Origin of the sequence: Burkholderia sp. BDU5 (assembly GCF_001522845.1) — a bacterium.
Taxonomy (GTDB): domain Bacteria; phylum Pseudomonadota; class Gammaproteobacteria; order Burkholderiales; family Burkholderiaceae; genus Burkholderia; species Burkholderia mayonis.
Genome location: NZ_LOWC01000029.1, coordinates 127271 through 150518 on the forward strand (window position 1 = coordinate 127271; position 23248 = coordinate 150518).

The window sequence follows — 23248 nt, forward strand, 5'->3', positions numbered from 1 at the left end:
GATGCGCTCACGAGCCGCGGGCCGCTTGCTTCATGCGCAGCGCAGGCTGTCGCGACCTTGCTTGTTGCCGCTCAGCGCGCTTCACCCTTCCAGCGCCGCAGCAGCAACGCGTTGGTCACGACGCTCACGCTCGAAAACGCCATCGCCGCGCCCGCGATCATCGGATTCAGCCAGCCGAGCGCGGCGAGCGGAATCCCGACCAGGTTGTACGCGAACGCCCAGAACAGGTTCTGCTGGATCTTCCGATATGTGCGGCGCGAGATGTCGACCGCGTCCGCGACGAGCGCCGGGTCGCCGCGCATCAGCGTGATGCCGGCCGTGTGCATCGCGACGTCGGTGCCCGTCGCCATCGCAATGCCGACGTCAGCGGCGGCGAGCGCGGGCGCGTCGTTGATGCCGTCGCCGACCATCGCGACGACGCCGTCGCCCGCCGTCCGCTTCATCTGTGCGACGACGCGCGCCTTGTCGTCCGGCAGCACTTGCGCGTGAACCTCGTCGATGCCGAGCGTCGCGGCGACGGCCGCCGCGCTGCCGTGGTTGTCGCCCGTCACGAGCGCGCTCTTGATGCCGCGCGCCGCGAGCCGTTCGATCGCGCGCCGCGCATGCGGCTTCACGGTATCGCCGAACGCGACGAGCGCGAGCGCTTCGCGCGGCGCGTCGGCGCGCATCAGCCACGATACCGTGTTGCCTGCAGCTTCCAGCTCCGTCGCGCGGCGCGCGAGGCCGGCCGGCGCGGCGATGCCGAGCTCGTCGCGCCAGCGCGTGCTGCCGAGCGCGAGCAGGCGGCCGTCGACATGCGCCTCGACGCCGCGGCCCGCGACCGCGCGCGGCGTGCCGGCGCGCGCGGCGGCGAACGGTGAATGGCGCGCGTCGGCATCGGCGTCGAACGCAAAGACGACCGCGCGTGCGAGCGGATGCGCGCTGTCGCGCTGGACGGCGGCGGCGAGCGCGAGTGCGCCGGCGCGCGGAATGCCGATCGCGTCGAACGCGGTGACGGTCGGCTTGCCTTCCGTCAGCGTGCCGGTCTTGTCGAACGCGACGATGCGCGCGCGCTGCGCGAGCTCGAGCGCCTGCGCATCCTTGATCAGCACGCCGTGCCGCGCGGCGACGCCCGTGCCCGCCATGATCGCGGCGGGCGTCGCGAGGCCGAGCGCGCACGGGCACGCGATCACGAGCACCGCGACCGCGTTGAGGATCGCCGTCTCGACGCCCGCGCCCGCGACGAGCCAGCCGGCGAACGTGACGAACGCGATCGCGACGATCGCGGGCACGAACACGGCGCTCACGCGATCGACGAGACGCTGGATCGGCGCTTTCTCGGCCTGTGCGGATTCGACGAGGCGGATGATGCGCGCGAGCGTCGTCTCGGCGCCGATCGCGGTCGTCGCGACGGTCAGTGCGCCTTCGCCGTTGATCGAGCCGGCGGTCACGCGGTCGCCCGGCTCTTTCGGCACGGGCAGGCTTTCGCCGGTGATCAGCGATTCGTCGATGTGCGTGACGCCCGCTTCGATCCGGCCGTCGACGGGCACGCGCTCGCCCGGCAGCACGCGCACGACCGTGCCGACGCGCACCTGCGCGAGCGGGACGTCGCGCTCGACGCCGTGCTCGACGATGCGCGCGCGATCGGGGCGCAGCGCGTTGAGCGCGCGAATCGCGTCGGTGGTCTGCCGCTTCGCGCGCGCTTCGAGCCATTTGCCGAAGCGCACGAGCGTGACGATCACCGCGGACGCCTCGAAGTACAGATGCGCGGGGTGGCCGGGGTCGCGCAGCATCAGCCAGATGCTGAGGCCGTATGCGGCCGACGTGCCGAGCGCGACGAGCAGGTCCATGTTGCCGGCGCGCGCCTTGAGCGCGTGCCACGCGGCGCGGTAGAAGCGTGCGCCGAAGCCGAACTGCACGATCGACGCGAGCACGAGTTGCAGCCACGCGGGCAACGCGGCGTCGATACCGAACGGCGTGGCGAACATCGGCAGTGCGAGCGGGACGGTCAGCACCGCGGATGCGATCACGAGCCGGCGTTCGCGGCGGGCTTCGGCGAGCTTGCGGTCGTCGGCGGTGGGCGGCGCGGGGAGGGCAGGGGTGGCCGGCGCGGTTGCGGTGGAGGCGGTGGAGGCTGCGGAAGCTGCGGAAGCTGCGGAAGCTGCGCTTACCGGTGAGGCGCGATAGCCGGCTTGCCTCACCGCATCGACGAGACGGGCGGCTTCGAGGCTCGCGTCGGCTTCGATCGTCGCTTTTTCGGTCGCGAGGTTGACCGTCGCGCGAGCGACGCCGGGCACTTGCGACAGCGCCTTTTCCACGCGGCCGGCGCACGACGCGCAGGTCATGCCGTCGATGTCGAGTTCGAGCGTCTTCGTCGCCGCGGCGTGCATGGGCGGCGCAACAGTCGTTTCGTTTGCCGCGGGCGCCGTCCGCGACACACGCGACTGCGCCGCGACATTGAGCGCGCACGCATCGGGCGGCGGTAACGCGCCGACGCGCGCGTCGCGCACCACATCGGCCCGGTAACCGGCCTGCTTCGCGGCCGCGACGAGCGTCCGCGCATCGACGTCGCGCTCGACATCGACCGCCGCACTCGCCGTCGCGAGATCGACCTTCGCGCCCGTCACGCCGGGCACTGTCGCGAGCGCCTGCTCGACGCGTCGCGCGCAGCCGCCGCAGGTCATCCCGCCGACGGCCAGCGTGACGGTGGCCGCACGCGTCACGACGGCATCGCCGTCGTCGTTTGCTTTACCGGCGCCGTCGTGCCGTGCGTCGCCATCCCGGTGCGCGGCGGGCTCCGCCGCGACCGTCGCGCGGTATCCGGCGGCGCCGAGCGCGTCGACGAGGCGGGCCGCGTCGACGGCGGGCGTCGCATCGACGGTCGCCGTGCCGGCGTCGAGATTCACGGCCGCGCCGGTCACGCCCGGCACCTCGGCGAGCGCCTTCTCGGCGCGCGCCTTGCAGCCGCCGCAATGCATGCCTTCGACGAACAGCTTCGTCGTGACCGATGTGGCAGGAACGAACAGCTTTGTCATCTGCAATCCGATTCGATAAGGCGGGCGATGCCGCCGACAACTGCAAGTATCAACTTTCCCATGATGGGAAGGTCAAGCGGACGATGCAGCACCGATGCCGATCGTCGGGGCGTGGGCAGCGCGGGGCCGCCGTGGTCGCGGGCGGCCGCACAAGGCTTCGCCGGGCGTTCGGGCGGCGGTCCAGCGCCAGGGGCATGCGCACGGCGCGGCGTTTGGTCGCGCATCGGCGGCGGTTTCTCACGAATCGCGAGACGGCGAGCGCACCGGGCGTTCGTCGCAATGCGCCGCCGTCCGTCTGCTTCTCGTGTTCGCCATCCCAAATATTGACGATCCGTCGGCACGCCGAGGCGCTCCACTCGGATCCGAATCGCCTTTTCGCGCGATCGGGCATTGTTTTTGCCGGGGCGACGAGAGTACGATACTGCCGATCCAAAAATAACGATCTGATCAAGCAACAGCCGGCCGGCACGCACGCTACGAGGAAGACCCCGCGCCCTACGGGCCGGCCGCCGATCAACACGCGCGGCCCTGCCGCGCGTTCGCCGTGCCACCGAATGATAAAAAACCGACGAGAATCCACTGTTTCTCTGCGGCGCGCTGGCGCGTCGCTTGCCGCGCTGGCGCTGCTTGCGGCCTGCACGTCGACGCCCGAGGCGATCCAGCGCAAGACGGGCTGGATGCGCAGCGAGGTCGCAGATTCCTACATCTACGCTTATCCGCTCGTGCTGATGGACGCCGCGAAGGAGGCCGCGGCGGCCGACGGCGCGCCCGTCAACACGCTGCGCCACGCGCAGGCGCTGCCCGCGCCGGGCGCCGCGAACCCGCCGCTCGCGAGCGTCGACATGCTCGATTCGACCGCGTGGCTCGACGTTGCCGACGAGCCGGTGATCGTCGCGCTGCCCGACGGGCGCGGCCGCTATCTCGACGCGCGCGCGCTCGACATGTGGACCAACGTGCTGTGGTCGACCGGCCCGTCGGCGAATCCGCGCTCGGGCGCGAGCCGCGCGCGCACGCTCGCGTTCGTCGGCGCGGGCTGGGAGGGCACGCTGCCGGAAGGCGTGACGCGCGTCGACGTGCCCGCGCGCAACGTGTGGCTCGACGTGCGGATCCAGACGAGCGGCGGGCGCGATCTCGCCGCCGCGAGGAAACTGCAGCGCGCGATTCGCGTCGAGCCGCTGTCCGTCTATACGGGCGACGCCCGCGGCGCGCGTGCGGATGCGGGCGCAGCGTCGGCCGAGCCCGCATCGGGCGCCGCCGCGTCGCCTGTCGCGCAGGTCGCGGCGCTCGATCCGCCGGCGTTCTTCTCGCGCGTCGCGCGCGCGCTGCAGGACAACCCGCCGTCCGCCGCCGATGCGCACGCGCAGGAAATCCTCGCCGACATCGGCGTGACGGCGGGCGCGCCGGTGCAATGGAAGGGCGACAAGCTGATCGGCGCCGAGAACGGCGCGGCCGAGGCGCGCGAGCGGCTCACCGCGCTGCCGCCGAACGCGCTTTCCGCGAACGGCTGGAGCTGGCTCGGCGACAGCGTCGGCAACTACGGGCAGGATTACGCGTTGCGCGCGTACGCGGCGTCGACGCAATTCGGCGCGGCGACGCGCGACGACGAAACCGTCGCCGTCGTCAAGACCGACAGCGCGGGCCGGCCGCTCAACGGCGCGCACCGCTACGTGATCCGCTTCGCGCCGAACGCGCTGCCGCCCGCGCGCGCGTTCTGGTCGCTCGCGCCGTACACGCCGGACGGCGCGCTGCCCGACCTGGGCCGTGCGCGCCGCTCGATCGGCGAGCGCGACCGGCTGCACCGCAACCGCGACGGCTCGCTTGAGATCGTCGTGTCCGCAACGCCGCCCGGCAAGGGCTACGCGTCGAACTGGCTGCCCGCGCCGCGCGCCGACTTCGCGCTCGCACTGCGGCTCTATGCGCCGAAGCGGCAAGCCGCCGACGGCACCTGGCAGCCTCCCGCCGTCATCCGCAAGTGAACGTTCGCGCGCGCCACCCGGTCATAAGGCCGGGTGCGGCGCGCGCCGACGCCCGCATCCTCGCTGCGTCACGAAAGGCGCAGCGCCTATACTGGCGAAAGCCGGACCTTCCCGTCCCGATTTACTCGCTGCCGTTCCGACGGCGATTCAGTAATGGCATTCAATAAAGAAACCATCCAATCGACCTTGCAAAAGCTTGGCGTCGCCGCCCGGTCGCGCCGCGCGAAGCGCACTGGCATCGGCGTCGCGATCTTCCTCGCGGTGTTCGGACTGCTCGGCTTTTTCGCGGCGCCGCCGCTGATCCGACACATCGCCGAGCAGCAACTGAGCCAGCAGCTCGACCGTCCCGCGACGATCTCGCGGATCGCATTCAATCCTTACACGCTGCGGCTCGAGGCCGACGGCGTGCACGTCGGCGAGCGCGGCGGTCAGGGCGATTTCGTCGACATCGGCAAGCTCGTCGTGCGCGCGTCGTGGACGTCGCTCGCGCGTTTCGCGCCGATCGTAGACGAAGTGCGACTGGATCAGCCGCGCTTCCGCGTCGTCCGCTACGACGCGCAGCGCTTCAACTTCACCGACCTGGTCGACAAATTCTCCAAGCCGTCGCCGCAGCCTTCGACGAAGCCGGCGCGCTTCTCGGTATCGAACATCCAGGTCAACGACGGCCGCATCGAGTTCGACGACCAGCTGCTGAACACGAAGCACGTCGTCGACCAATGGTCGGTCGGCATTCCGTTCATCGCGACGCTGCCGTCGAAGACCGACATCTTCGTCACGCCGAAGCTGCGCGCGCGCCTCGACGGCAGCGGAATCGCGATCGACGGCAAGACGAAGCCGTTCGCGCAGTCGCGCGAATCGTCGATCAACCTGAAGTTCGACGGTCTCGACGTGCCGCGTCTTCTGTCCTACGCGCCGACGAAGCTGCCCATCGACATGCGCTCGGGCAAGCTGTCGAGCGATCTCAACTTGAATTTCGCGATGTCGGGCGATACGCCCGCCCTGCGCGTGTCGGGCGCCGTCGATCTGAACGACGCGCAGGTGACGGGCCCGGCGAACGAGCCGCTCTTCGCCGCGCACGCGGTGCACGTCGCGGCCGCGCAGATCGAGCCGCTGCGCAACGTGCTGCATTTCGACGACATCCGGATCGATCAGCCGGTCGTGTCGCTCACGCGCGACAAGGCAGGCGTACTGAACGTCATGAAGCTGGCGGGCGGGGCGGAGGGGACGCCGGCCGCGGCAAAGGCCGCCGCTTCAACGCCGGCGTCGGCCAAATCCGCTGCTGCTTCGGGCGACCCGGCCGTCGCGGCAGCGTCCGCGTCCGGAGCGGTCGAATCGCCGCTGGCCAGCGGCGCGTCGGCCGCGGCCGCCGAGAAAGAGAAGACCCAGCCGCTCGACCTGACGATCAAGCGTTTCTCGATCAACGACGGCACGCTCGACATGAACGATGCGTCGCTCGCGACGCCCGCAGCGATCTCGCTCAAGCACGTCGCGACGACGCTCGCCGATTTCACGCTGACGGGCAAGACGCCCGCGCGCTATACGCTCGCGACCGACGTCGCGAGCGGCGGCTCGCTGAAGGCCGAAGGCGCGTTCAACCTCGCGGCGCGGCAGGCGGACACGAAGCTCGTCGTCGACGCGCTCGCGCTGCCCGTCGTGCAGCCGTATCTCTCCGGCGCGACGTCCGCGCGGGTGCTCGACGGTGCGCTCAGCACGTCGGTCAACGCGAAGGCGGACTGGTCGAAGACGCCGCTCGACGCGCAGGTGAGCGACAGCGAGCTCGGCCTGAAGTCGCTGAAGATCGCGCTGCCGAACGCGAAAACGCCGGCGGTCGCGCTGCCCGACGCGCGCGTGAAGGTGACGAAGATCGACTTGGCCGCGCGCACCGCCGAGATCGCGAGCATCGATGCGACGGGCCTCGCGCTCGACGTCGCGCGTTTGCAGAACGGCAGGATCGATCTCGCGTCCCTCGCCGGCGCGCACGAAGCGGCGCCCTCGCGCGCTGCCGCACCCGCGTGGCGCTACAAGATCGACGAACTGAACGTGAAGGACGCGAAGGCGAACTTCACCGACCGCTCGACGCCGCTGCCGGTGAAGCTCGCGTTCTCGCCGCTGCAACTGAACGTCAAGCAGATCAGCGAAGACCTGTCGAAGCCGCTGCCTGTCAAGCTGACGACGACGCTGAACCGCAAGGGCTCGCTCAACGTGTCGGGCAACGTCACGGCGACGCCGCTCAAGGTCGGCCTGAAGCTGAACGGCAACCGGCTCGACGCGGCTGCGTTCGAGCCTTACTTCGGCAGCATGCTGAACGCGACGGTTGCGAGCGCGCTGCTGAACGCGAAGGGCGAGCTGAATGTCGAGCAGGCGAAGCAGTCGATGAAGGCGTCGTATCGCGGCGACGCGGCGCTCGTCGACGTGCGGATGCTCGACAAGGCGACGTCCGATCCGTTCGCCGGCTGGCGCTCGCTCGCGCTCACGAACCTGAAGGCGAATTACGACAACGTGCGCGGCACCGATGTCGACGCGTCGCGCGTGACGTTTTCGAATTTCTACGGCCGCGTGCTGCTCGACGCACAGGGGCGGCTGAACTTGCGCGAGGTCGTCGCGAAGGAAAGCGGTCCCGCGCAGTCGTTGACGCGCGATGCGAGCGGCAAGGAGCCGGTGCCGCTGACGCCGCAGGCGGCGTCGCAAGCGAGGGCGGCCGCCGCGGCGTCGGTCGCGGCGCCGGCGTCGGCGCCGGTGCTCGCGTCGGCGGCCGCGGCGTCGGCTGAGAGCGCGTCGGCGTCGGCCGTATCCACGTCGGCCGCATCCACGTCGGCCGCATCCGGCGCCGCCGTCGTGCGCGCGGCCGCGCCGCCTCAGCACCCGGTGCGGCTGCATTTCGGCCAACTGCTGCTGCAAAGCGGCCGCGTCACGTACACCGACAACTTCATCAAGCCGAACTACACGGCGAACCTCGTCGCGATCAACGGCACGGTCGGCGCGTTCGGCACCGACTCGACGACGCCCGCGCCCGTCGACGTCGGCGCGAAGCTCGCGGCGAACGGCCCGATTACGATCAAGGGGACGGTGAACCCGCTGATCGAGAAGCCGGCGCTCGACTTGACCGCGACCGCGCACGACATCGAGCTGACGAACCTGACGCCGTATTCGGCGAAGTACGCGGGCTATCCGATCACGAAGGGCAAGCTGAACGTCGATCTGCACTACAAGCTCGACAACGATCAACTGAGCGCGAACAACCACATCTTCATCGATCAGTTGACGTTCGGCGACCACGTCGAGAACGACACCGCGACGAAGCTGCCGGTGCGGCTCGCGATCGCGCTGCTGAAGAACTCGCGCGGCGAGATCGACGTGAATCTTCCGGTGTCCGGATCATTGTCGAATCCGGAGTTCAGCGTCGGCGGCCTGATCTGGCGCGCGGTGCTGAACCTGATCGCGAAGGCGGTCACGTCGCCGTTCACGCTGCTCGCGCACGCGTTCGGCGGCGACGGCGAGGAGCTCGGCTACGTCGAGTTCGAGCCGGGCCTCGCGAAGCTGTCCGACGCGTCGGACAAGAAGCTCGACACGATCTCGAAGATGCTCGCGGAGAAGCCGGCGATCCGCCTCGACCTGATTGGTCGCGTCGATCCGGTCAAGGACCTGCCGGGCCTGCGCGACGCGTACGTCGACCGGCTCGTCCGGCAGCAGAAGCTGAAGGACGTGGTCGGCCAGGGCGAGAGTGTCGATCCGATGACGGTAAAGGTCGATCCCGCCGAGTACACGAAGTATCTGACGAAGGCGTACAAGGCCGCCGACTTCAAGAAGCCGCGCAACGTGATCGGCTTGACGAAGACGCTGCCCGACGACGACATGAAGCAGGCGCTCGCCGATCATGCGCCCGTCGACGATTCGAGCCTGCGCGCACTCGCGCAGAGCCGCGCGCAAGCGGTCCGCCAGTATCTGGAGGGCAAGGTCGATCCGAGCCGGATGTTCATTGTCGCGCCGAAGCTCGATGCGAAGGGCATTGAGGACAAGGGGGCGACGACGCGCGTCGACTTCGGTCTGAAGTGACGCCGGGGGACGTCGCATGACGTCGGCTCGACGAAGGCGGCGCGGCTCGGTCCGCGCCGCTTTTTTTGTTCCCGTGCCCGCGCGCGGCCCTCGTGCGCGGCAGAGGCGGCGCGCCGCGTCAGCGCGCCGCGACGGCCGGGGCGCGCTTCTCGAGCTCCTTGCGCGCGGCGAGTGGAATGCGCGGATCGTCCCACGCGGCCAGCCATTCGACTTCCTTCGCGGTGAACACCTGACCGTAATTGCGCAGCGCGTATTGCAGCGAATCGATGATGTGATGACGGATGATCTCGGGCGTGCGCGCGTCGTCGAGCACGCATCGGAAGGCTTCCAGCGTGGCCATCGTGATGCTCCGGATAAGGACGATTTCCTTATCGCATGACAATAGTCCTTCGCCAACCCTGAAAAAAACGCCCGGCGGGCCGGACGTGCGGGCGTCGCGGCATGCGCCGGGCGGCAAGTCGCCGCAGTGGGCGGGCGGCGAACGCGCCGATGTGCGCGGCGCGCGATCTTGTTTAGACGAACCGGATGGTTCGGATGTCCGGACCGGCTGGAAGCGCCGGCCGCCGCCGATATGCAGGGGCGGCCGGCGCTTCCCTTGCGTCTTCAGCGGTCGAGACCAAGGCCCGGCAGCACGCGCGTGCCTTCGAGCGCGACGGCGTGCAGCAGGCGCGGCTCGAGGCCGAGCGAGCGCAGGATCGTCGGCGCGACTTGCGTCGTCACGACCGGCGCGTCGATCGTGCGGCCTTGATGGAAGCCCGCGTACGACACGACGAGGCCGAGGTGGTTGTCGTCCGGCGCGTTGCCGCCGTGCTCTTCGTCCTTCTTCTTGCTCGACGTGTAGATCACGCCCGGATTCGGCTGCACGACGATGTCCGGCGTGCGGCCGAGTGCGGGACTGCCGAAGCGCTCGGCGACGCTCGGGCCGGACAGGATGTAGGCTTGCGGGCCGTCCGCGCAGATGCCGGGCGCGTTGCAGCCGAGGTTCGCCTTCAGTTTCGCCACGACCGCGTTCAACTGACTCTGGTCGCGCAGCCAGACGAGGCCGACGTCGTCGGTCTGCACGAAGCCCGTGCCGACGAGGCCCGTGCCGTCGTTCAGGTTGCCCGACGCCGTGTTGTTCTGGCCGAAGTTGCCGTTCGGATCGAGGAAGTTGTTCGCTTCGAGGAGCGCCGTCAGCGTGTCGCCGTTCTTTACGAGCTTCGTGTGATCGGTCGGCGACTGGCCGTGTTTCGCGGTCACGATCACGACGGTCGAGTCGTACAGGCCGCGCTGCTTGAGCTCGGCGACGATGCGGCCGAGCGCGCCGTCGACGTACGCGATCGCGTTCGTGACTTCCGGCCCCGGCGTGAAGCTCGCGTCGAGATAGCCGCCGCCCGATGCGACGGTCGCCTTCTGCGCGACGGAAAGCGTCTGGAAGTTCGTGCCGAACACGGTCGGCACGGGCGCGGCCGCGGCGCCCGTCGAGTTCTTGCCGTCGATCTGATTGACGATCGCCTGCACGTGATAGTTGTCGAACTTCTCGGTGTGCGTGTAGAGGTCGGTGTAGTTGGTGTTCGTCGCCGGATCGATCGAGTTGATCTCGGTGCGCGCGAGGTCGTCGACGCCCTTGCCCGACGGGCCGTTCACCCAGTCGTAGCCCCACGCGTGCTTGTCCGCCCACGCGGTGTGCGAGCCGCGGATGTGTTCCTTGACGACTTCGAACAGCGTGTTCGTCTTCACGTAGTCGTGCGGATAGACGCTCACGCACTGACCGTTCACGCGCGCGTGCGGGATCGCCTGCGGGTTGAACGCGCCGCCGCCGTCGAGATGCGTGAGCGCGCCGCCGTTCTGCGCGTCGATGCCGGTCGTTTCGTCGAACACGACGTTCCAGCCTTGCTTGCCCGAGCACGTCGTATCCGACGGTGCATACAGCGTGCGGTCGTACGACACGTCGTAGAAGAGACCTGCGCTCTTCGGCGAGCCGCCCGTCACGAGCGCGGCGAGACCCGGGAACGAGTCCGACAGGCCCGGCGTGTGCGCGTTCGTGTACGTGACGCCCGATTTCGCGAGCAGCGCGAGGTTCGGACACGTGTTCGCGCCGACGCAGCGCGCGACGTCCTGCTCGTGCAGTCCGTCGACGCTGATCAGGAGCACGTGCTTCGCGTCGACGGGACGGTGATCGTGATCCCGATCCTGCGCGGTGGCGGCCGACGCCACGCTCGCGAATGCGAGCGCGCCGGCGCCGAGCCATGCGCTGATTTCGAACTGTTTGCTGTTGCGTTTCATCGTTGACCTCGTCAGTTGAACAGTCATACCACCCACACCCGGGGCTGCAATCTGCACGCGGATTGCGAACGTGTCGTGACGTGCCGCTTTCGTTTGTCTGTCGATACGCGGGGCGGTGCGCGGTGCAAGCGCGGCGGGCGGTGCGGCGAAGTTGTGAGAATTTGTATCGCGGCGGGTCGGCGGAAGGGCGGTGGATGCGAGGGGGGGCGGGATCGGTCGTAGTGTGTTCGTCATGGCGCGCGCGAGCGCGGTGCGCCGATGCGCGCAGCAAGGCGGAACGACGGGCCGCTCAATTTGCGCGACGAGCGGGCTGCCGCGCTGTGCGGAACGGCGACCGAGGCATCACATGTCGCGCGGCGCTTTCGCCACTCGCGAGCGCAAGCGCGCGCGGACGCTCAGCTCGGCTGCGAGTTCTGCAGGACGATCCGATAGCCGTCCGGGTCTTCGAAAGTCACGCCTTGGCGATCCCAGTACGGATTCTCCGAACGGTGCGGCACCGCACCATATGCGCGCATGCGCTCGACGGCCTCGGTCCACGCGCCGCGGTCCGGCAGATAGAACACGAGCAGATGCTCGGCGGTCGGCGCGCGCGCGACCGTCACGCCGTGCTGGCGCGTGAACTCGATTTGCCACGGATAGCCGGCATGGCCGACGATCGCGCCGTCGAAACCTTCGTGATTCTCGAAGCGCGCGACGATGTCGAAGCCCAGCGCCTCCGTGTAGAAGCGGATGAGCGCATCGATGTCGTTGGTCGGGCGGGCGACACGCAGGACGGGTGGATTCATCAGGTCACTCCTGTTTTCGAAGAGTCGATGAGAGGGGTTATGCGGAGCTCCGTCTTTCAGCATAGGCCGAAAATGCGGCATGGACCCTGCATGACCTCACCCGGCGCGCCGTGCGGCGCTTGCAGTATTTACTCGGTGGTTTCGTCGAGGCCGCGCTGCAACAGTTCGGTCAACAATCCGGTCATCCCGTCGGGGCGCGACGCCGCCCGTTCGTTCAGGCGCGCGACGAGCTCGATGTTGAGCTTGCACGCGAACGGCACGAGACCTTGCGCCTGTTCGAGCTTGCGCCGCTCGCGACGATCGGGCGCCGTGTCTTCGGCGCCCTTGCCGAAGCGGGCGGACGTCGTGTGCTTCATCGCTTGCGTCAGCTTCAACGCCTTGTTCTTCTCGAGATCGGTTTTCTTCATGGCCATCGCGTTCACCTCATGCGGGAAAGGATGCGATTGTACGCATTGCGGCGCGGCGCGGATATCGATCGCGGCATTGCCGGACGCCGCGCGCGGCTCGACGGCGCTTGCCGGAGGCGTGCGCCGCCCATAATCGCCCGGCGGCCCGCGCGCGTTTGCCGATACAATGCGGCAGCAAATCGTATGACCGACCTGATCCGATCCATGGGCAATCCCTCCCGGGCCTTCCTGCTGGGCCCCCTGCTGAAGGGCGTCTCCCGCTCCTTCTATTTGACGCTGCGCGTGCTTCCCGAAGGGATGCGCGACCCGATCGGCCTCGCGTATCTGCTCGCGCGCGCGGCCGACACGATCGCGGACACGTCGCTGATCCCGCCCGCGCAGCGGCTCGAACTGCTGCTGTCGTTGCGCGCGCAGGTCAACGGCACGCCCGAACCCGACGCGCTCGCGCGAATTGCGGGCGAAGTCGCGGGGCAGCAGATGCTGTCGGACGAGAAGACGCTGCTCGAATCGCTCGGCCCCGCGCTCGCGGTGCTGTCGCAACTGAGCGCATCCGATCGCGACGCCGTGCGCGACGTCGTGACGACGCTCACCGAAGGGATGGAATTCGATCTGCTCACGTTCCCCGACGAATCGTCGGGCCGGATCGCCGCGCTGCGCGAATGGCCGGAGCTCGATCGCTACACGTACCTCGTCGCCGGCTGCGTCGGCGAATTCTGGACGAAGATGACGTGCGCGCATCTGCCCGGCCTGCTGACCGAGCATCCGGACACGATGGCCGGGCGCGGGATTCGTTTCGGCAAGGCGCTGCAAATGACCAACGTGCTGCGCGATTGCGGGAAGGATCTGCGGATCGGCCGCTGCTATCTGCCGCAGGCGATGCTCGACGAGTACGGCCTGCGCGCCGACGATCTGCTGCGGCCGGACGCGTCGCTGCGCGCGCGGCCGCTGCTGCATGCGCTCGTGCGCCAGACGCTCGAACATTTCCGCGCGGGCATCGACTACACGTTCGCGATTCCGCGCCGCGCGCCGCGCTTGCGGCTCGCGTGCCTGTGGCCGATCGTGATTGGCCTGAAGACGCTCGCGCTGCTCGTATCGAACGACGCGTGGCTCGACCCGGCACGCGCGTCGAAGGTGCGGCGCGGCGACGTGTATCGGATCATCGCGTATTCGTTGCCGCTCGCGATGTCGAACGGCGCGCTGCGTGCATGGCTCGATCGCTTGATCGCGGACGTCGAAGCGCGGCTCGCGGCTTGATGCGCTGCGCTTGCCCGCTTGCTCGTTTGCTCGCGCGTCGCGTCGCGTCGCGTGGTGGAATGGGGAACCGGAACGCGCTTTCCCATTTTTAAGGACCGTTTAATTTCAGGTCTGCTATAACGATCGCGTGGCCGGCCGGCGCGCCAGCCGGCGCGCGAACGGTGGAATATTCGACGCACCGTCGCGCGCGCCGCTTGAAATTCGGCGCCGAGCCGCCATCCATGCGCCGATCGACTACGATCATCGGCAATCCGACAAAGAGGAAATCACGATGCGTCTTCTGCTCGCCTTGCTGCTGCCCTGGCTGCAGTTCTTCACGATCGGCCGCCCGTTCGCGGGCATCATCTGCCTGATCCTGCAAATCACGCTGATCGGCTGGCTGCCCGCCGCGATCTGGTCGGTGTACGCGCTCAGCCAATACAACACCGACAGGAAGATCGAAGAGGCGCTCGGCCGGCGTTCGTAATCACGCGTCGTCGCGCGGCGCGCGCGGCACACGAGGCGGATGCGCCGCGCGGCTTTCCGATGCGTCGTCCCGTCCGCATCGGCGCTTCGATGTGGCTCTGTGAGATCGCCGTGGCGAAGAAACGTCGCCAAGCGATTTCATCGTGGCGACGCCCGTTGCAATGCCGCTCGGCGCTGCGTCGTCGCACTACGGCAACGCATTGCGACAAGCGGGGCTGTCGCCGCGCCACGCCGTGTCGTGGCTCAAGGGCGAGCCGTTTCCCGCACGACGCCGCGTCGCGCGGCGTCGTCCCATCCCGATTGACTTTACTTCACGGCGAACAGCGTCGCGTACATGAACAGCTTGAACGCGTAGCCGAGCGTCACGGCTCCCGCGACGCCGCCCATCCACAGCAGTCCGAACCAGATCCAGCCCGGCAGCCGCACGCCGCGCGCCGCGGCGCGCGGCTCAGTGGTGATAGTAATGCTGGTCTTCATGACGCACCTTTCCACGGAACACCCAATAACCCAGCGTCGTGTACGCGAGGATGATCGGGAGGATGACGGCCGCGCCGATCAGCGTGAACGTCTGGCTCGAACGCGGCGCGGCGGCTTCCCACAGCGTCACGCTTTGCGGAATCGCGTACGGCCACAGGCTCACGAGCAGCCCGACGTAGCCGAGGAACACGAGTGCGAGCGCGAGCATGAACGGCACGGTGTCGTGACGGTCGCGCACTGCGCGGCGCATCAGCACCGCGCACGCGGCGACGAGGAACGGCACCGGCAGCAGGCGCCAGAAGAGTCCCGACGCGAACCAGCGCTGCGCGATGTTCGGATCCTGCAGCGGCGTCCACAGGCTCACGATCGCGATGAAGCCGAGCAGCACGACGGTGAGCGGCCACACGACGCGATGCAGGCGGCGCTGCAGATCGCCTTCCGTCTTCGCGACGAGCCAGCAGCAGCCGAGCAGCGCGTAGGTCGCGACGAGGCCGAGGCCCGTCAGCAGGCTGAACGGCGTGAGCCAGCCGAACGCGTCGCCGGCGAAGCGGCCGTTGTCGACCGGGATGCCTTGCAGGAACGCGCCGAGCGCAACGCCCTGGAAAAACGTCGCGCCCGTCGAGCCGCCGATGAACGCGAGATCCCACAGGTGCTTCGTGCGACGGGATTTCGCGCGAATCTCGAATGACACGCCGCGGAAGATCAGGCACACGAGCATGAAGACGAGCGGCAGGTAGAGCGCCGACAGCACGGTCGAATAGACGATCGGGAACACTGCAAAGAGTCCCGCGCCGCCGAGCACGAGCCACGTCTCGTTGCCGTCCCACACGGGCGCGACGGTGTTCATCATCAGATCCCGCTCCTGCTCGGCGGGGAAGAACGGAAACATGATGCCGATGCCCAGATCGAAGCCGTCGAGCACGACGTACATGAAGAGGCCGAGTGCGATGATCGCGGCCCAGACTACGGTGACATCCATTTGCTAACCTCGCTTGCTTTGGCTCGCCGGCTTCACGCGGCGTCGATCAACTGGTTCGCGGCCGACAGCGGCCGGCGGGCGGTGCGGTCGGGGCGCGCATCGTGCGCATCGTCGGGCGTGTCGCCCGGCAGCGCGGGGCCCTTCCTCATCAGCTTCAGCATGTAATAGGCGCCCGTGCCGAACACGAGGAAGTAGACGACCACGAACGTCATCAGCGATACGCTGACCTGCTGCATCGACAGCGGCGACGCCGCGTGCGCGGTGCGCATCACGCCGTAGACGACCCACGGCTGGCGGCCCACTTCGGTCGTCACCCAGCCGGTGAGCAGCGAGATGAAGCCTGTCGGACCCATCGCCAGCGCGAACCTGTGGAACCACTTCGCTTCATAGAGGCGCCCGCGCCGACGCAGCAGCCATGCGATGGCGGCGAGGCCGATCATCGCGAAGCCGAGCCCGACCATCACGCGGAAGCTCCAGAACACGATGGTCGAGTTCGGACGGTCTTCCGGCGGGAACGATTTCAGGCCGCGAATTTCGCCGTCCCAGCTATGCGTGAGGATCAGGCTGCCGAGATGCGGAATCGACACCGCGTAGCGCGTGGTTTCCGCCTTCATGTCGGGGATGCCGAACAGGTTGAGCGCGGTGCCGCCTTGCTCGGTTTCCCACAAGCCTTCGATCGCGGCGAGCTTCGCGGGCTGATGCTCGAGCGTGTTGAGGCCGTGCTGGTCGCCGATCACGGCCTGCAGCGGCGCGAGCGCGAGCAAGAGCCACAGCGACATCGAGAACATCTTCTTCACGGCCTTGTCGCGGCGGCCCTTCAGCAGGTGCCATGCGGCGGTCGCGGCGACGACGAGCGCGGCGACGATGAACGCAGCGATCGCCATGTGCGCGAGCCGGTACGGGAACGACGGATTGAAGATGATCGCGAACCAGTCAGTCGGCACGACCTGGCCGTCGACGATCTCGAAGCCCTGCGGCGTCTGCATCCAGCTGTTCGACGCGAGAATCCAGAACGTCGAGATCAGCGTGCCGATCGCGACCATCAGCGTCGCGCCGAAGTGCGCACGCGGGCTCACGCGATTCCAGCCGAACAGCATGATGCCGAGGAAGCCCGCTTCGAGGAAGAACGCGGTCATCACTTCGTACATCAGCAGCGGGCCGGTGACGGAGCCGGCGAAGCTCGAGAAGCCAGACCAGTTCGTGCCGAACTGATAGGCCATCACGACGCCGGACACGACGCCCATGCCGAACGCGACGGCGAAGATCTTCGACCAGAAGAGACAGAGATTCTTGTAGTACGCCTTGCCGGTCTTGAGCCAGCGATATTCGAGCACGGCGATGAAGCTCGCGAGCCCGATGCTCAGCGCGGGAAAGACGATATGGAAGGAGACGGTGAATGCGAACTGCACGCGGGCCAGATCGAGGGCCGTAATAGCGGTTTCCATGCGAGTAGACCGAAGCTGACGACACCCGCCGGCGGGCTGCCGGCGGCCCCTGCGCCGCATGTGCAAGGCTGCGGCTGAAGAGTCGGATCGGAGTATGGGCCGCCGTGTTGCGGTGCGAAATGTGCCAACTCGTCGCAGATGTCCAGCGCACGGGCGCGGTTTGTCGATCTAAATCGTTGATTGGCATCAAGTTTGGCGCGCTTTTGTGTGATAGCGCCCGGCGCGGCGGGTTGACGCGCCTGCGGCAATTCACCGCGCCGCAAGCGCGCCGCGTCCGGAACGGCAGCGGGCGCATCGCGTGCATCTTCGTTGCCGGACATTACCGCGTAACGAAAGCCAGTGTCGCGAGACGGTTCGAGCGGCCCGTTTCGTCACATATGTAACGTACGGCAAGACCGCTCGCCGCCGTGTGCGTTGAAATCGCCGCGCATTCGGCATAGCTTGCTCATGTCGAAATCCGGCGCGGGACGATCCTGCGTCGAAGTGGCGGAGAGACATGTGAGCAAATTGAAGATTGTGTTCGGCGTCGCGGTCGCGGCGGCCGCGTGCGCGAGCGGCGCCGCGCAGGCGGCGCGGGTCGGCGTCTACATCGGGCCCGGTTACCCGTATTACTACGCGCCCGTTCCGTACTACTACTATCCGCCGCCCGTCGTGGTGGTGCCGGTCGAGCCCGCGCCGCCGCCGGAGTATATCGAGCAAGGACAGGGCGAAGGCCGGGCGGGCGCGGCCGCCCCTGGGCGCGGCGACGGCTTCTGGTACTACTGCGACGCGTCGAACGCCTATTACCCGAACGTGAAGCAGTGCGCGTCCGGCTGGCGCAAGGTGCCGGCCCGGCCGCAATAAAAGGATGCGACGAAGATGACCAATCCGATCGATCACTATGCGAGGCGGGCGCTGCTCGTCGCATCGGCGAGCCTGTTGAGTGCGTGCGCGGTCGTGCCGACGGGGCCGAGCGTGATGGCGCTGCCGGGCACCGGCAAGACATTCGACCAGTTCCGCGCCGACGACGCGAATTGCCGGCAGTTCGCGTTCGGGCAGGTGGGCGGCGTGAGTGCGAACCAGGCATCGACGGCGAGCGCGCTCGGTAGTGCGGCCGTCGGCACCGCCCTCGGCGCGGCGGCGGGCGCGGCGTTCGACGGCGGCCGCGGCGCGGCGGTCGGCGCAGGGGCGGGGCTGCTCGCGGGCAGCGTGCTCGGCGTGGGCGCGGCTCAGGGTTCCGCCTACGACGTGCAGCGCCGGTACGACTACGCGTACCTGCAGTGCATGTATGCAGCGGGCGACCGCGTGCCGGTGCCGGGGCGTGTCAGTCGCGGCTATGACGGTTACGGCGGCTACGAAGGCGGCGGCTACGCGCCGAACACGCCGCCGCCGCCGCCCGGTTCGCCGCCGCCTCCGCCGCCCGGCGCGTATTGAGCGTGCGCGGCGCGCGCCCCGAGGCGGCGCGTCGAGCCGCGATCGCTCGATTCGCCGGATCGGCGTGCGCTCCGTCGCATGGCACGCGCTGCGGCCGGGAGCCGGATTGCGTACACTCGGGTTTCCGCCGCCCCGCGTCGGGGCGGCGTTTCTTCGACCTGACGACTCGGACGGAACCTCGAATGATCGATTTACGCAGCGATACCGTGACGCGCCCGAGCGCGCCGATGCTGGCCGCAATGACGGCCGCCGAAGTGGGCGACGACGTATGGGGCGACGATCCGACCGTCGCGCGCCTGCAAGCCGTCGTCGCCGAGCGCGCGGGCAAGGAGGCGGCGCTGTTCTTTCCGAGCGGCACGCAGAGCAATCTCGCCGCGCTGATGTCGCATTGCGAGCGCGGCGACGAGTACATCGTCGGCCAGGCCGCGCACACGTACAAGTACGAAGGCGGCGGAGCGGCGGTGCTCGGCAGCATCCAGCCGCAGCCGATCGAGAACGCCGCGGACGGCACGCTGCCGCTCGACAAGATCGCGGCCGCGATCAAGCCGATCGACGATCACTTCGCGCGCTCGCGCCTCCTCGCGCTCGAGAACACGATCGGCGGCAAGGTGCTGCCCGAAGGCTACGTCGACGAAGCGGTCGCCCTCGCGCGCGGCCGCGGGCTCGCGACGCATCTCGACGGCGCGCGCGTGTGCAACGCGGCGGTCGCGTCGGGCCGCACGATCGCCGAGCTGTGCGCGCCGTTCGATTCGATCTCGATCTGTTTTTCGAAGGGACTCGGCGCGCCGGTCGGCTCGGTGCTCGTCGGCAGCCGCGCGCTGATCGACCGCGCGCACCGCTGGCGCAAGGTGCTGGGTGGCGGGATGCGGCAGGCGGGCGTGCTCGCGGCGGCGTGCCTGTACGCGCTCGAGCACAACGTCGAGCGCCTGGCCGACGATCACGCGAACGCCGAGCGCCTCGCCCGAGGGCTCGCGCAGATCGGGCCGGTGAAGGTGCTGTCGCAGGCGACGAACATGGTGTTCGCGCAGATTCCCGAAGCCGATTGCGCGCCGCTCGAAGCGTGGCTCGAGGCGCGCGGGATTCTCACGCAGATGCTGTATTCGACGCGCTTCGTCACGCACTGCGACGTGTCGCGCGACGACATCGATACGTTCGTCGACGCGGTGAAGGCGTACTTCGCATAGCGGGCTGGAGCCGCTCGGCGAAGCGGGGCGCTCGGGTGGGCTGGCGGTCCGTTGTCGACAGGAGCGGCCGATGGCGCGTCGCGCCCCGCTGCTTGTTGGTAAGCCAACGCCAACGCCCGGACCCGGCGCGCACGTGCCGGCCACGGCGTTCACCGCGACGCCCTCGACACGCCCGCATTCGTCGCGATGCCGCCGCCGGTCGCCCCGCCTGCAAGCGCTCGACATCGGCCTGGCGAGGTTTCCGAAACCCGTTCCTGCACGTTCGCGCAGTCAAGCCGACGGCGCGCGTGCCGTCACGTTCGCCGCGCGCGCACGCTCAAGCGGATCGCAGCAGATCACGCGCGGCGTCGACGACGCGCGCCGACAGCGACTGCATGCTCGGCGACTGCACTTTCCACGCATGCCAGTAGAGTGCGACATCCTGCGGATGCGCCGGTGCGAGGTCGACCAGGCCCTGCTGGTCGAGCGGCCTGCCGCCTGCGAGCAGCTCGGGCACCATCGCGTAGCCGAGCCCGTGCCGCACGGCGGCGAAGTGCGCATGCGTGCCCGGCACGTAGTGGCACGGAAACGCGCCTTCCGGCAGGCCGAGCTTGCCCTTCAGGAACGACAGCTGAAGCGCGTCGCGCCGGCTGTGCGCGATGACGGGCGCCTGCCGGGCGCTCGTGCGCGTGAGGCCGCGCGGAAACCAGCGTGCGGCGAATTCCTTCGACGCGAGCAGGCGATAGCGCATCGTGCCGAGCGGCGCCACGACGCAGCCGCGCATCGGCTTGCTCTCGGTCGTCACGCAGCCGATCACCATCCCGTTTTCGAGCAGCGCGAACGTGTGATCCTGATCCTCGACGAGCAGCTCGAACAGCATGCGCTCGCCCGCGAGCACCGACGTCAGCGCTGGCAGGAACCACGAGCCCAGGCTGTCCGAATTGAGCGCGATCGCGACCGCGATCGCCGAGCCGCGTTCGTCGGCGAGATCGGCTTGCAGATCCGCTTGCAGGAGCGCCATGCGGCGCAGGTGCTGCAGCACGCGCTGGCCGGCGGCGGTCGGCCGGCACGGCCGGGTGCGCAGCAAGAGCGGCGCGCCGAGGCTCGTCTCGAGCGCGCGAACGCGCTGCGTGACGGCCGAAGCGGTCACGTGCAGCCGCGACGCCGCCTGCTCGAAGCTGCCGGTATCGGCGACGGCGAGCAGCGCCGCCGCTTGTTTCGGATCGATCGTCATCTGTCGCTCGCGTCGTGCCGCCGGGAGAAGCGGCTTCCTGAATAAAATTTAGCGTAATCAACTTAGGCTAAATATTGTACCGACATCGAGATCCTCCCCGGACAATGCGCGCGTGCGCTTCGTGCACTGCAACATCCGCGCGATGCCCGCATGCCGCATCTGTAAAGGAAGGATTTCGAAATGATCGATCACACGCCGAATTCGACGCCGGAGACCACGCCGACGCCACCGCAAGGGTCCGCGACGCGGCGCCGCCGCTATTTCCGCACGCTGGCGGGCCTGCTGGTCGGCGCGGCGATCGCGGTCGGCGCGGTCGGCACGTGGACGCTGCAGCGCATCTGGACGCAGTTGCCGTCCGTCGAACCGCTCGCCGTCTATCGGCCGGCGCTGCCGCTGCGGATCTTCTCGCGCGACGGCGAGCTGCTCGCCGAATACGGCGTCGAGCGCCGCGAGTTCGTGCCGCTCGAACGCATGCCGCTGCTCGTTCGGCACGCGCTGCTCGCCGCCGAGGATGCGCAGTTCTATACGCATGGCGCGGTCGACGTCGGCGGTCTCGCGCGCGCGACGTTCGCGAACGTCGTCACCGGCCAGCCGGGGCAGGGCGGCAGCACGATCACGATGCAGGTCGCACGCAACTTCTTCCTCACGCGCGACAAGGTGCTGAGCCGCAAGCTCGCCGAGATCCTGATGTCGTACAAGCTCGAACGCGCATACAGCAAGGACAAGCTGCTCGAGCTGTACATGAACGAGATCTATCTCGGCGAGCGCGCGTATGGGTTCGCGGCTGCCGCGTCCGTCTACTTCGGCAAGCCGCTCGATGCGCTGACGCCGGGCGAGGTGGCGGTGCTCGCCGGCTTGCCGAAGGCGCCGTCGGCGTTCAATCCGGTCGTCAATCCGGCGCGCGCGACCACGCGCCGCAATTACGTGCTCGGCCGCATGCGCGCGCTCGGTTATCTCGATGAAGCCGCGTACCGGCAGGCCGCGGGCGCGCCGATCGCGCTCGCGACCACGCCGCCGCCCGGCATCGTCGCCGCGCCGTATGTCGCCGAGCGCGCGCGCCGGATGATGGTCGAGCGTTTCCACGACGACGCCTACACGCTCGGCCTCGACGTGACGACGACGATCGCGATGCGCGATCAGCGCGCGGCCGAGGCAGTGCTCGCGCGCGGCCTCACACGCGGCGGCCGGCGTGACGCGAAGGACGCGCTCGAAGGCGCGCTCGTGTCGGTCGACGCGGCGACGGGCGACATCCTTGCGCTCGCGGGCGGCGCGGATTTCGCGCGCAATGCGTTCGACCATGCGCTGCAGGCATATCGGCAGCCCGGCTCGAGCTTCAAGCCGTTCGTCTATTCGGCCGCGCTGGAAAAGGGCATGTTCCCCGGGGTGCTCATCGACGATACGCAGCGCACGCTGTCGCGCGACGAAACCGGCGCGAATCCGTGGCGGCCGCGCAACTTCGGCAACAACTACGAAGGCTTCATTCCGGTGCGGCGCGGGTTGATGCGCTCGAAAAACCTCGTCGCGGTCAGCCTGATGCAGGCGGCGCAGCCGGACTTCGTCCAGCAGCACGCGGTTCGCTTCGGCTTCGAGCCGCAGCGCAATCCCGCGTCGCTGCCGCTCGCGCTCGGCGCGGGCGCGGCGACGCCGCTTCAGGTCGCGAGCGCGTATGCGGTGTTCGCGAACCAGGGCGTGCGGATGGAGCCGCGACTCGTCGAATCGGTCCGACAGCGGCACGGCGGCGTGCTGTTCGACGCGCAGCCGACGGCGGGCGTGCGCGTCGTGTCCGAGCGCAACGCGTTCGTGATGGACAGCATGCTGCGCGACGTCGTGCGCCACGGCACCGCGCGCCGCGCGCTCGCGCTGAATCGTTCCGATGCCGCAGGCAAGACCGGCACGTCGAACGGCTCGAAGGACGTCTGGTTCGGCGGCTACTCGTCGGGCGTCGTATCGGTCGTCTGGATGGGCTACGATGCGCCGCGCAGCCTCGGGCGCGCGACGGGCGCGTCGCTTGCGCTACCCGTGTGGGTCGACTACATGAAGGGGGCGATCGACGGCCGCCAGGCGATCGAGCGCACGCCCCCCGCGGACGTCGCGCTCGTCGACGGTGATTACGTCTACGCCGAATACGCGGGCGGCAAGTGCACGCCGGCGCTGCCGCCGTTCGTGCGCAGCCCGTTCGCATGCGACGCGGCGCGACGCGCGTCGGCGGACGGCGACGCACCGGCCGGCGTGGCGGCGGGCGCGCCGGCGCCGCCCGCCGTCGACGCGGCCGAGCGCGCGCGCGTGCTCGAACTGTTCCGTACGGAAGATTGAGCGAG

Annotated in this window: 17 protein-coding genes and 2 pseudogenes; 9 read left to right on the forward strand and 10 right to left on the reverse strand. The window is 68.9% G+C overall.

The genetic code is table 11. The annotated features are described in order from the left end of the window. Window positions 1-71: 71 nt before the first annotated feature. Window positions 72-3014 (reverse strand): heavy metal translocating P-type ATPase, encoded by a 2943-nt coding sequence (locus WS69_RS05865; protein ID WP_082715980.1) that lies wholly within the window; start codon window positions 3012-3014, stop codon window positions 72-74. A gap of 554 nt (window positions 3015-3568) precedes the next feature. Here WS69_RS05865 and WS69_RS05870 point away from each other — a divergent pair. From WS69_RS05870 to WS69_RS05875, 3 genes and pseudogenes are all read left to right on the forward strand, one after another. Continuing rightward, the gene (locus tag WS69_RS05870; protein WP_059469854.1) at window positions 3569-4990 is read left to right on the forward strand and encodes a DUF1254 domain-containing protein; all 1422 of its coding nucleotides are present in this window, start codon (window positions 3569-3571) and stop codon (window positions 4988-4990) included. Then, a pseudogene (locus tag WS69_RS34530) lies at window positions 4987-5144 on the forward strand (transcriptional regulator). Before WS69_RS05870 ends, WS69_RS34530 begins: the two are co-directional and overlap by 4 nt. Then, the gene (locus tag WS69_RS05875) at window positions 5144-9043 is read left to right on the forward strand and encodes a DUF748 domain-containing protein (protein WP_059469855.1); all 3900 of its coding nucleotides are present in this window, start codon (window positions 5144-5146) and stop codon (window positions 9041-9043) included. The pseudogene WS69_RS34530 and the gene WS69_RS05875 overlap by 1 nt, the downstream one beginning before the upstream one ends. Window positions 9044-9161: 118 nt before the next feature. Here WS69_RS05875 and WS69_RS05880 read toward each other — a convergent pair whose 3' ends face one another. The 4 genes from WS69_RS05880 to WS69_RS05895 form a co-directional block, all read right to left on the reverse strand. Next, entirely contained in the window at window positions 9162-9383 is a 222-nt protein-coding gene (locus WS69_RS05880) for a hypothetical protein (RefSeq protein ID WP_059469856.1), read from the reverse strand. A 263-nt stretch (window positions 9384-9646) separates the two neighbouring features. Next, window positions 9647-11308 (reverse strand): alkaline phosphatase family protein, encoded by a 1662-nt coding sequence (locus WS69_RS05885; protein ID WP_059469857.1) that lies wholly within the window; start codon window positions 11306-11308, stop codon window positions 9647-9649. A 395-nt stretch (window positions 11309-11703) separates the two neighbouring features. Next, a complete protein-coding gene (locus tag WS69_RS05890; RefSeq protein WP_059469858.1) occupies window positions 11704-12093 on the reverse strand; it encodes a VOC family protein in 390 nt (129 codons plus the stop codon). Between the two features lie 128 nt (window positions 12094-12221). Continuing rightward, on the reverse strand, window positions 12222-12515 hold the full coding sequence (locus WS69_RS05895) for a hypothetical protein (RefSeq protein ID WP_197419211.1): 294 nt from the start codon (window positions 12513-12515) through the stop codon (window positions 12222-12224). 189 nt (window positions 12516-12704) lie between these two features. On the opposite strand from WS69_RS05895, the gene WS69_RS05900 reads away from it, so the two are divergent. Both WS69_RS05900 and WS69_RS05905 read left to right on the forward strand, forming a co-directional pair. Further along, window positions 12705-13754 (forward strand): phytoene/squalene synthase family protein, encoded by a 1050-nt coding sequence (locus tag WS69_RS05900; protein WP_059469860.1) that lies wholly within the window; start codon window positions 12705-12707, stop codon window positions 13752-13754. A gap of 271 nt (window positions 13755-14025) precedes the next feature. Beyond that, the gene (locus WS69_RS05905; protein ID WP_059469912.1) at window positions 14026-14220 is read left to right on the forward strand and encodes a YqaE/Pmp3 family membrane protein; all 195 of its coding nucleotides are present in this window, start codon (window positions 14026-14028) and stop codon (window positions 14218-14220) included. Between the two features lie 305 nt (window positions 14221-14525). Here WS69_RS05905 and WS69_RS30250 read toward each other — a convergent pair whose 3' ends face one another. The 3 genes from WS69_RS30250 to WS69_RS05915 are packed head-to-tail and all read right to left on the reverse strand — an operon-like array spanning window position 14526 to window position 17120. After that, window positions 14526-14696 (reverse strand): hypothetical protein, encoded by a 171-nt coding sequence (locus tag WS69_RS30250; protein WP_197419212.1) that lies wholly within the window; start codon window positions 14694-14696, stop codon window positions 14526-14528. Then, window positions 14668-15675 (reverse strand): cytochrome d ubiquinol oxidase subunit II, encoded by a 1008-nt coding sequence (gene cydB / locus WS69_RS05910; RefSeq protein ID WP_059469861.1) that lies wholly within the window; start codon window positions 15673-15675, stop codon window positions 14668-14670. Before cydB ends, WS69_RS30250 begins: the two co-directional genes overlap by 29 nt. 32 nt (window positions 15676-15707) lie before the next feature. Beyond that, window positions 15708-17120, reverse strand: a complete 1413-nt coding sequence (locus WS69_RS05915; protein WP_059469862.1) for a cytochrome ubiquinol oxidase subunit I — start codon at window positions 17118-17120, stop codon at window positions 15708-15710. Between the two features lie 498 nt (window positions 17121-17618). On the opposite strand from WS69_RS05915, the gene WS69_RS05920 reads away from it, so the two are divergent. From WS69_RS05920 to ltaE, 3 genes are all read left to right on the forward strand, one after another. Next, the gene (locus WS69_RS05920; RefSeq protein ID WP_059469913.1) at window positions 17619-17963 is read left to right on the forward strand and encodes a hypothetical protein; all 345 of its coding nucleotides are present in this window, start codon (window positions 17619-17621) and stop codon (window positions 17961-17963) included. A 15-nt stretch (window positions 17964-17978) separates the two neighbouring features. Next, window positions 17979-18533: a glycine zipper family protein gene (locus tag WS69_RS05925; protein ID WP_059469863.1), complete on the forward strand. Its 555-nt coding sequence runs from the start codon at window positions 17979-17981 to the stop codon at window positions 18531-18533. Window positions 18534-18715: 182 nt separating this feature from the next. Beyond that, on the forward strand, window positions 18716-19717 hold the full coding sequence (gene ltaE, locus WS69_RS05930; protein WP_059469864.1) for a low-specificity L-threonine aldolase: 1002 nt from the start codon (window positions 18716-18718) through the stop codon (window positions 19715-19717). Between the two features lie 316 nt (window positions 19718-20033). Here ltaE and WS69_RS05935 read toward each other — a convergent pair whose 3' ends face one another. After that, window positions 20034-20930, reverse strand: a complete 897-nt coding sequence (locus tag WS69_RS05935) for an HTH-type transcriptional regulator ArgP (protein WP_059469865.1) — start codon at window positions 20928-20930, stop codon at window positions 20034-20036. Further along, window positions 20927-21122 (reverse strand): annotated as a pseudogene (locus WS69_RS35625) (hypothetical protein). The gene WS69_RS05935 and the pseudogene WS69_RS35625 overlap by 4 nt, the downstream one beginning before the upstream one ends. On the opposite strand from WS69_RS35625, the gene WS69_RS05940 reads away from it, so the two are divergent. Next, entirely contained in the window at window positions 21111-23243 is a 2133-nt protein-coding gene (locus tag WS69_RS05940; protein WP_059469866.1) for a penicillin-binding protein 1A, read from the forward strand. The pseudogene WS69_RS35625 and the gene WS69_RS05940 sit on opposite strands and share 12 nt — an antisense overlap. Window positions 23244-23248 lie beyond the last annotated feature (5 nt).

Bases quoted from the DNA above. Each gene is read 5' to 3' on its own strand.
- WS69_RS05865 (WP_082715980.1), bottom strand. From the start codon at position 3,014: ATGACAAAGCTGTTCGTTCCTGCCACATCGGTCACGACGAAGCTGTTC.
- WS69_RS05870 (WP_059469854.1), top strand. From the start codon at position 3,569: ATGATAAAAAACCGACGAGAATCCACTGTTTCTCTGCGGCGCGCTGGC.
- WS69_RS05875 (WP_059469855.1), top strand. From the start codon at position 5,144: ATGGCATTCAATAAAGAAACCATCCAATCGACCTTGCAAAAGCTTGGC.
- WS69_RS05880 (WP_059469856.1), bottom strand. From the start codon at position 9,383: ATGGCCACGCTGGAAGCCTTCCGATGCGTGCTCGACGACGCGCGCACG.
- WS69_RS05885 (WP_059469857.1), bottom strand. From the start codon at position 11,308: ATGAAACGCAACAGCAAACAGTTCGAAATCAGCGCATGGCTCGGCGCC.
- WS69_RS05890 (WP_059469858.1), bottom strand. From the start codon at position 12,093: ATGAATCCACCCGTCCTGCGTGTCGCCCGCCCGACCAACGACATCGAT.
- WS69_RS05900 (WP_059469860.1), top strand. From the start codon at position 12,705: ATGGGCAATCCCTCCCGGGCCTTCCTGCTGGGCCCCCTGCTGAAGGGC.
- WS69_RS05905 (WP_059469912.1), top strand. From the start codon at position 14,026: ATGCGTCTTCTGCTCGCCTTGCTGCTGCCCTGGCTGCAGTTCTTCACG.
- WS69_RS30250 (WP_197419212.1), bottom strand. From the start codon at position 14,696: ATGAAGACCAGCATTACTATCACCACTGAGCCGCGCGCCGCGGCGCGC.
- cydB (WP_059469861.1), bottom strand. From the start codon at position 15,675: ATGGATGTCACCGTAGTCTGGGCCGCGATCATCGCACTCGGCCTCTTC.
- WS69_RS05915 (WP_059469862.1), bottom strand. From the start codon at position 17,120: ATGGAAACCGCTATTACGGCCCTCGATCTGGCCCGCGTGCAGTTCGCA.
- WS69_RS05925 (WP_059469863.1), top strand. From the start codon at position 17,979: ATGACCAATCCGATCGATCACTATGCGAGGCGGGCGCTGCTCGTCGCA.
- ltaE (WP_059469864.1), top strand. From the start codon at position 18,716: ATGATCGATTTACGCAGCGATACCGTGACGCGCCCGAGCGCGCCGATG.
- WS69_RS05935 (WP_059469865.1), bottom strand. From the start codon at position 20,930: ATGACGATCGATCCGAAACAAGCGGCGGCGCTGCTCGCCGTCGCCGAT.
- WS69_RS05940 (WP_059469866.1), top strand. From the start codon at position 21,111: ATGATCGATCACACGCCGAATTCGACGCCGGAGACCACGCCGACGCCA.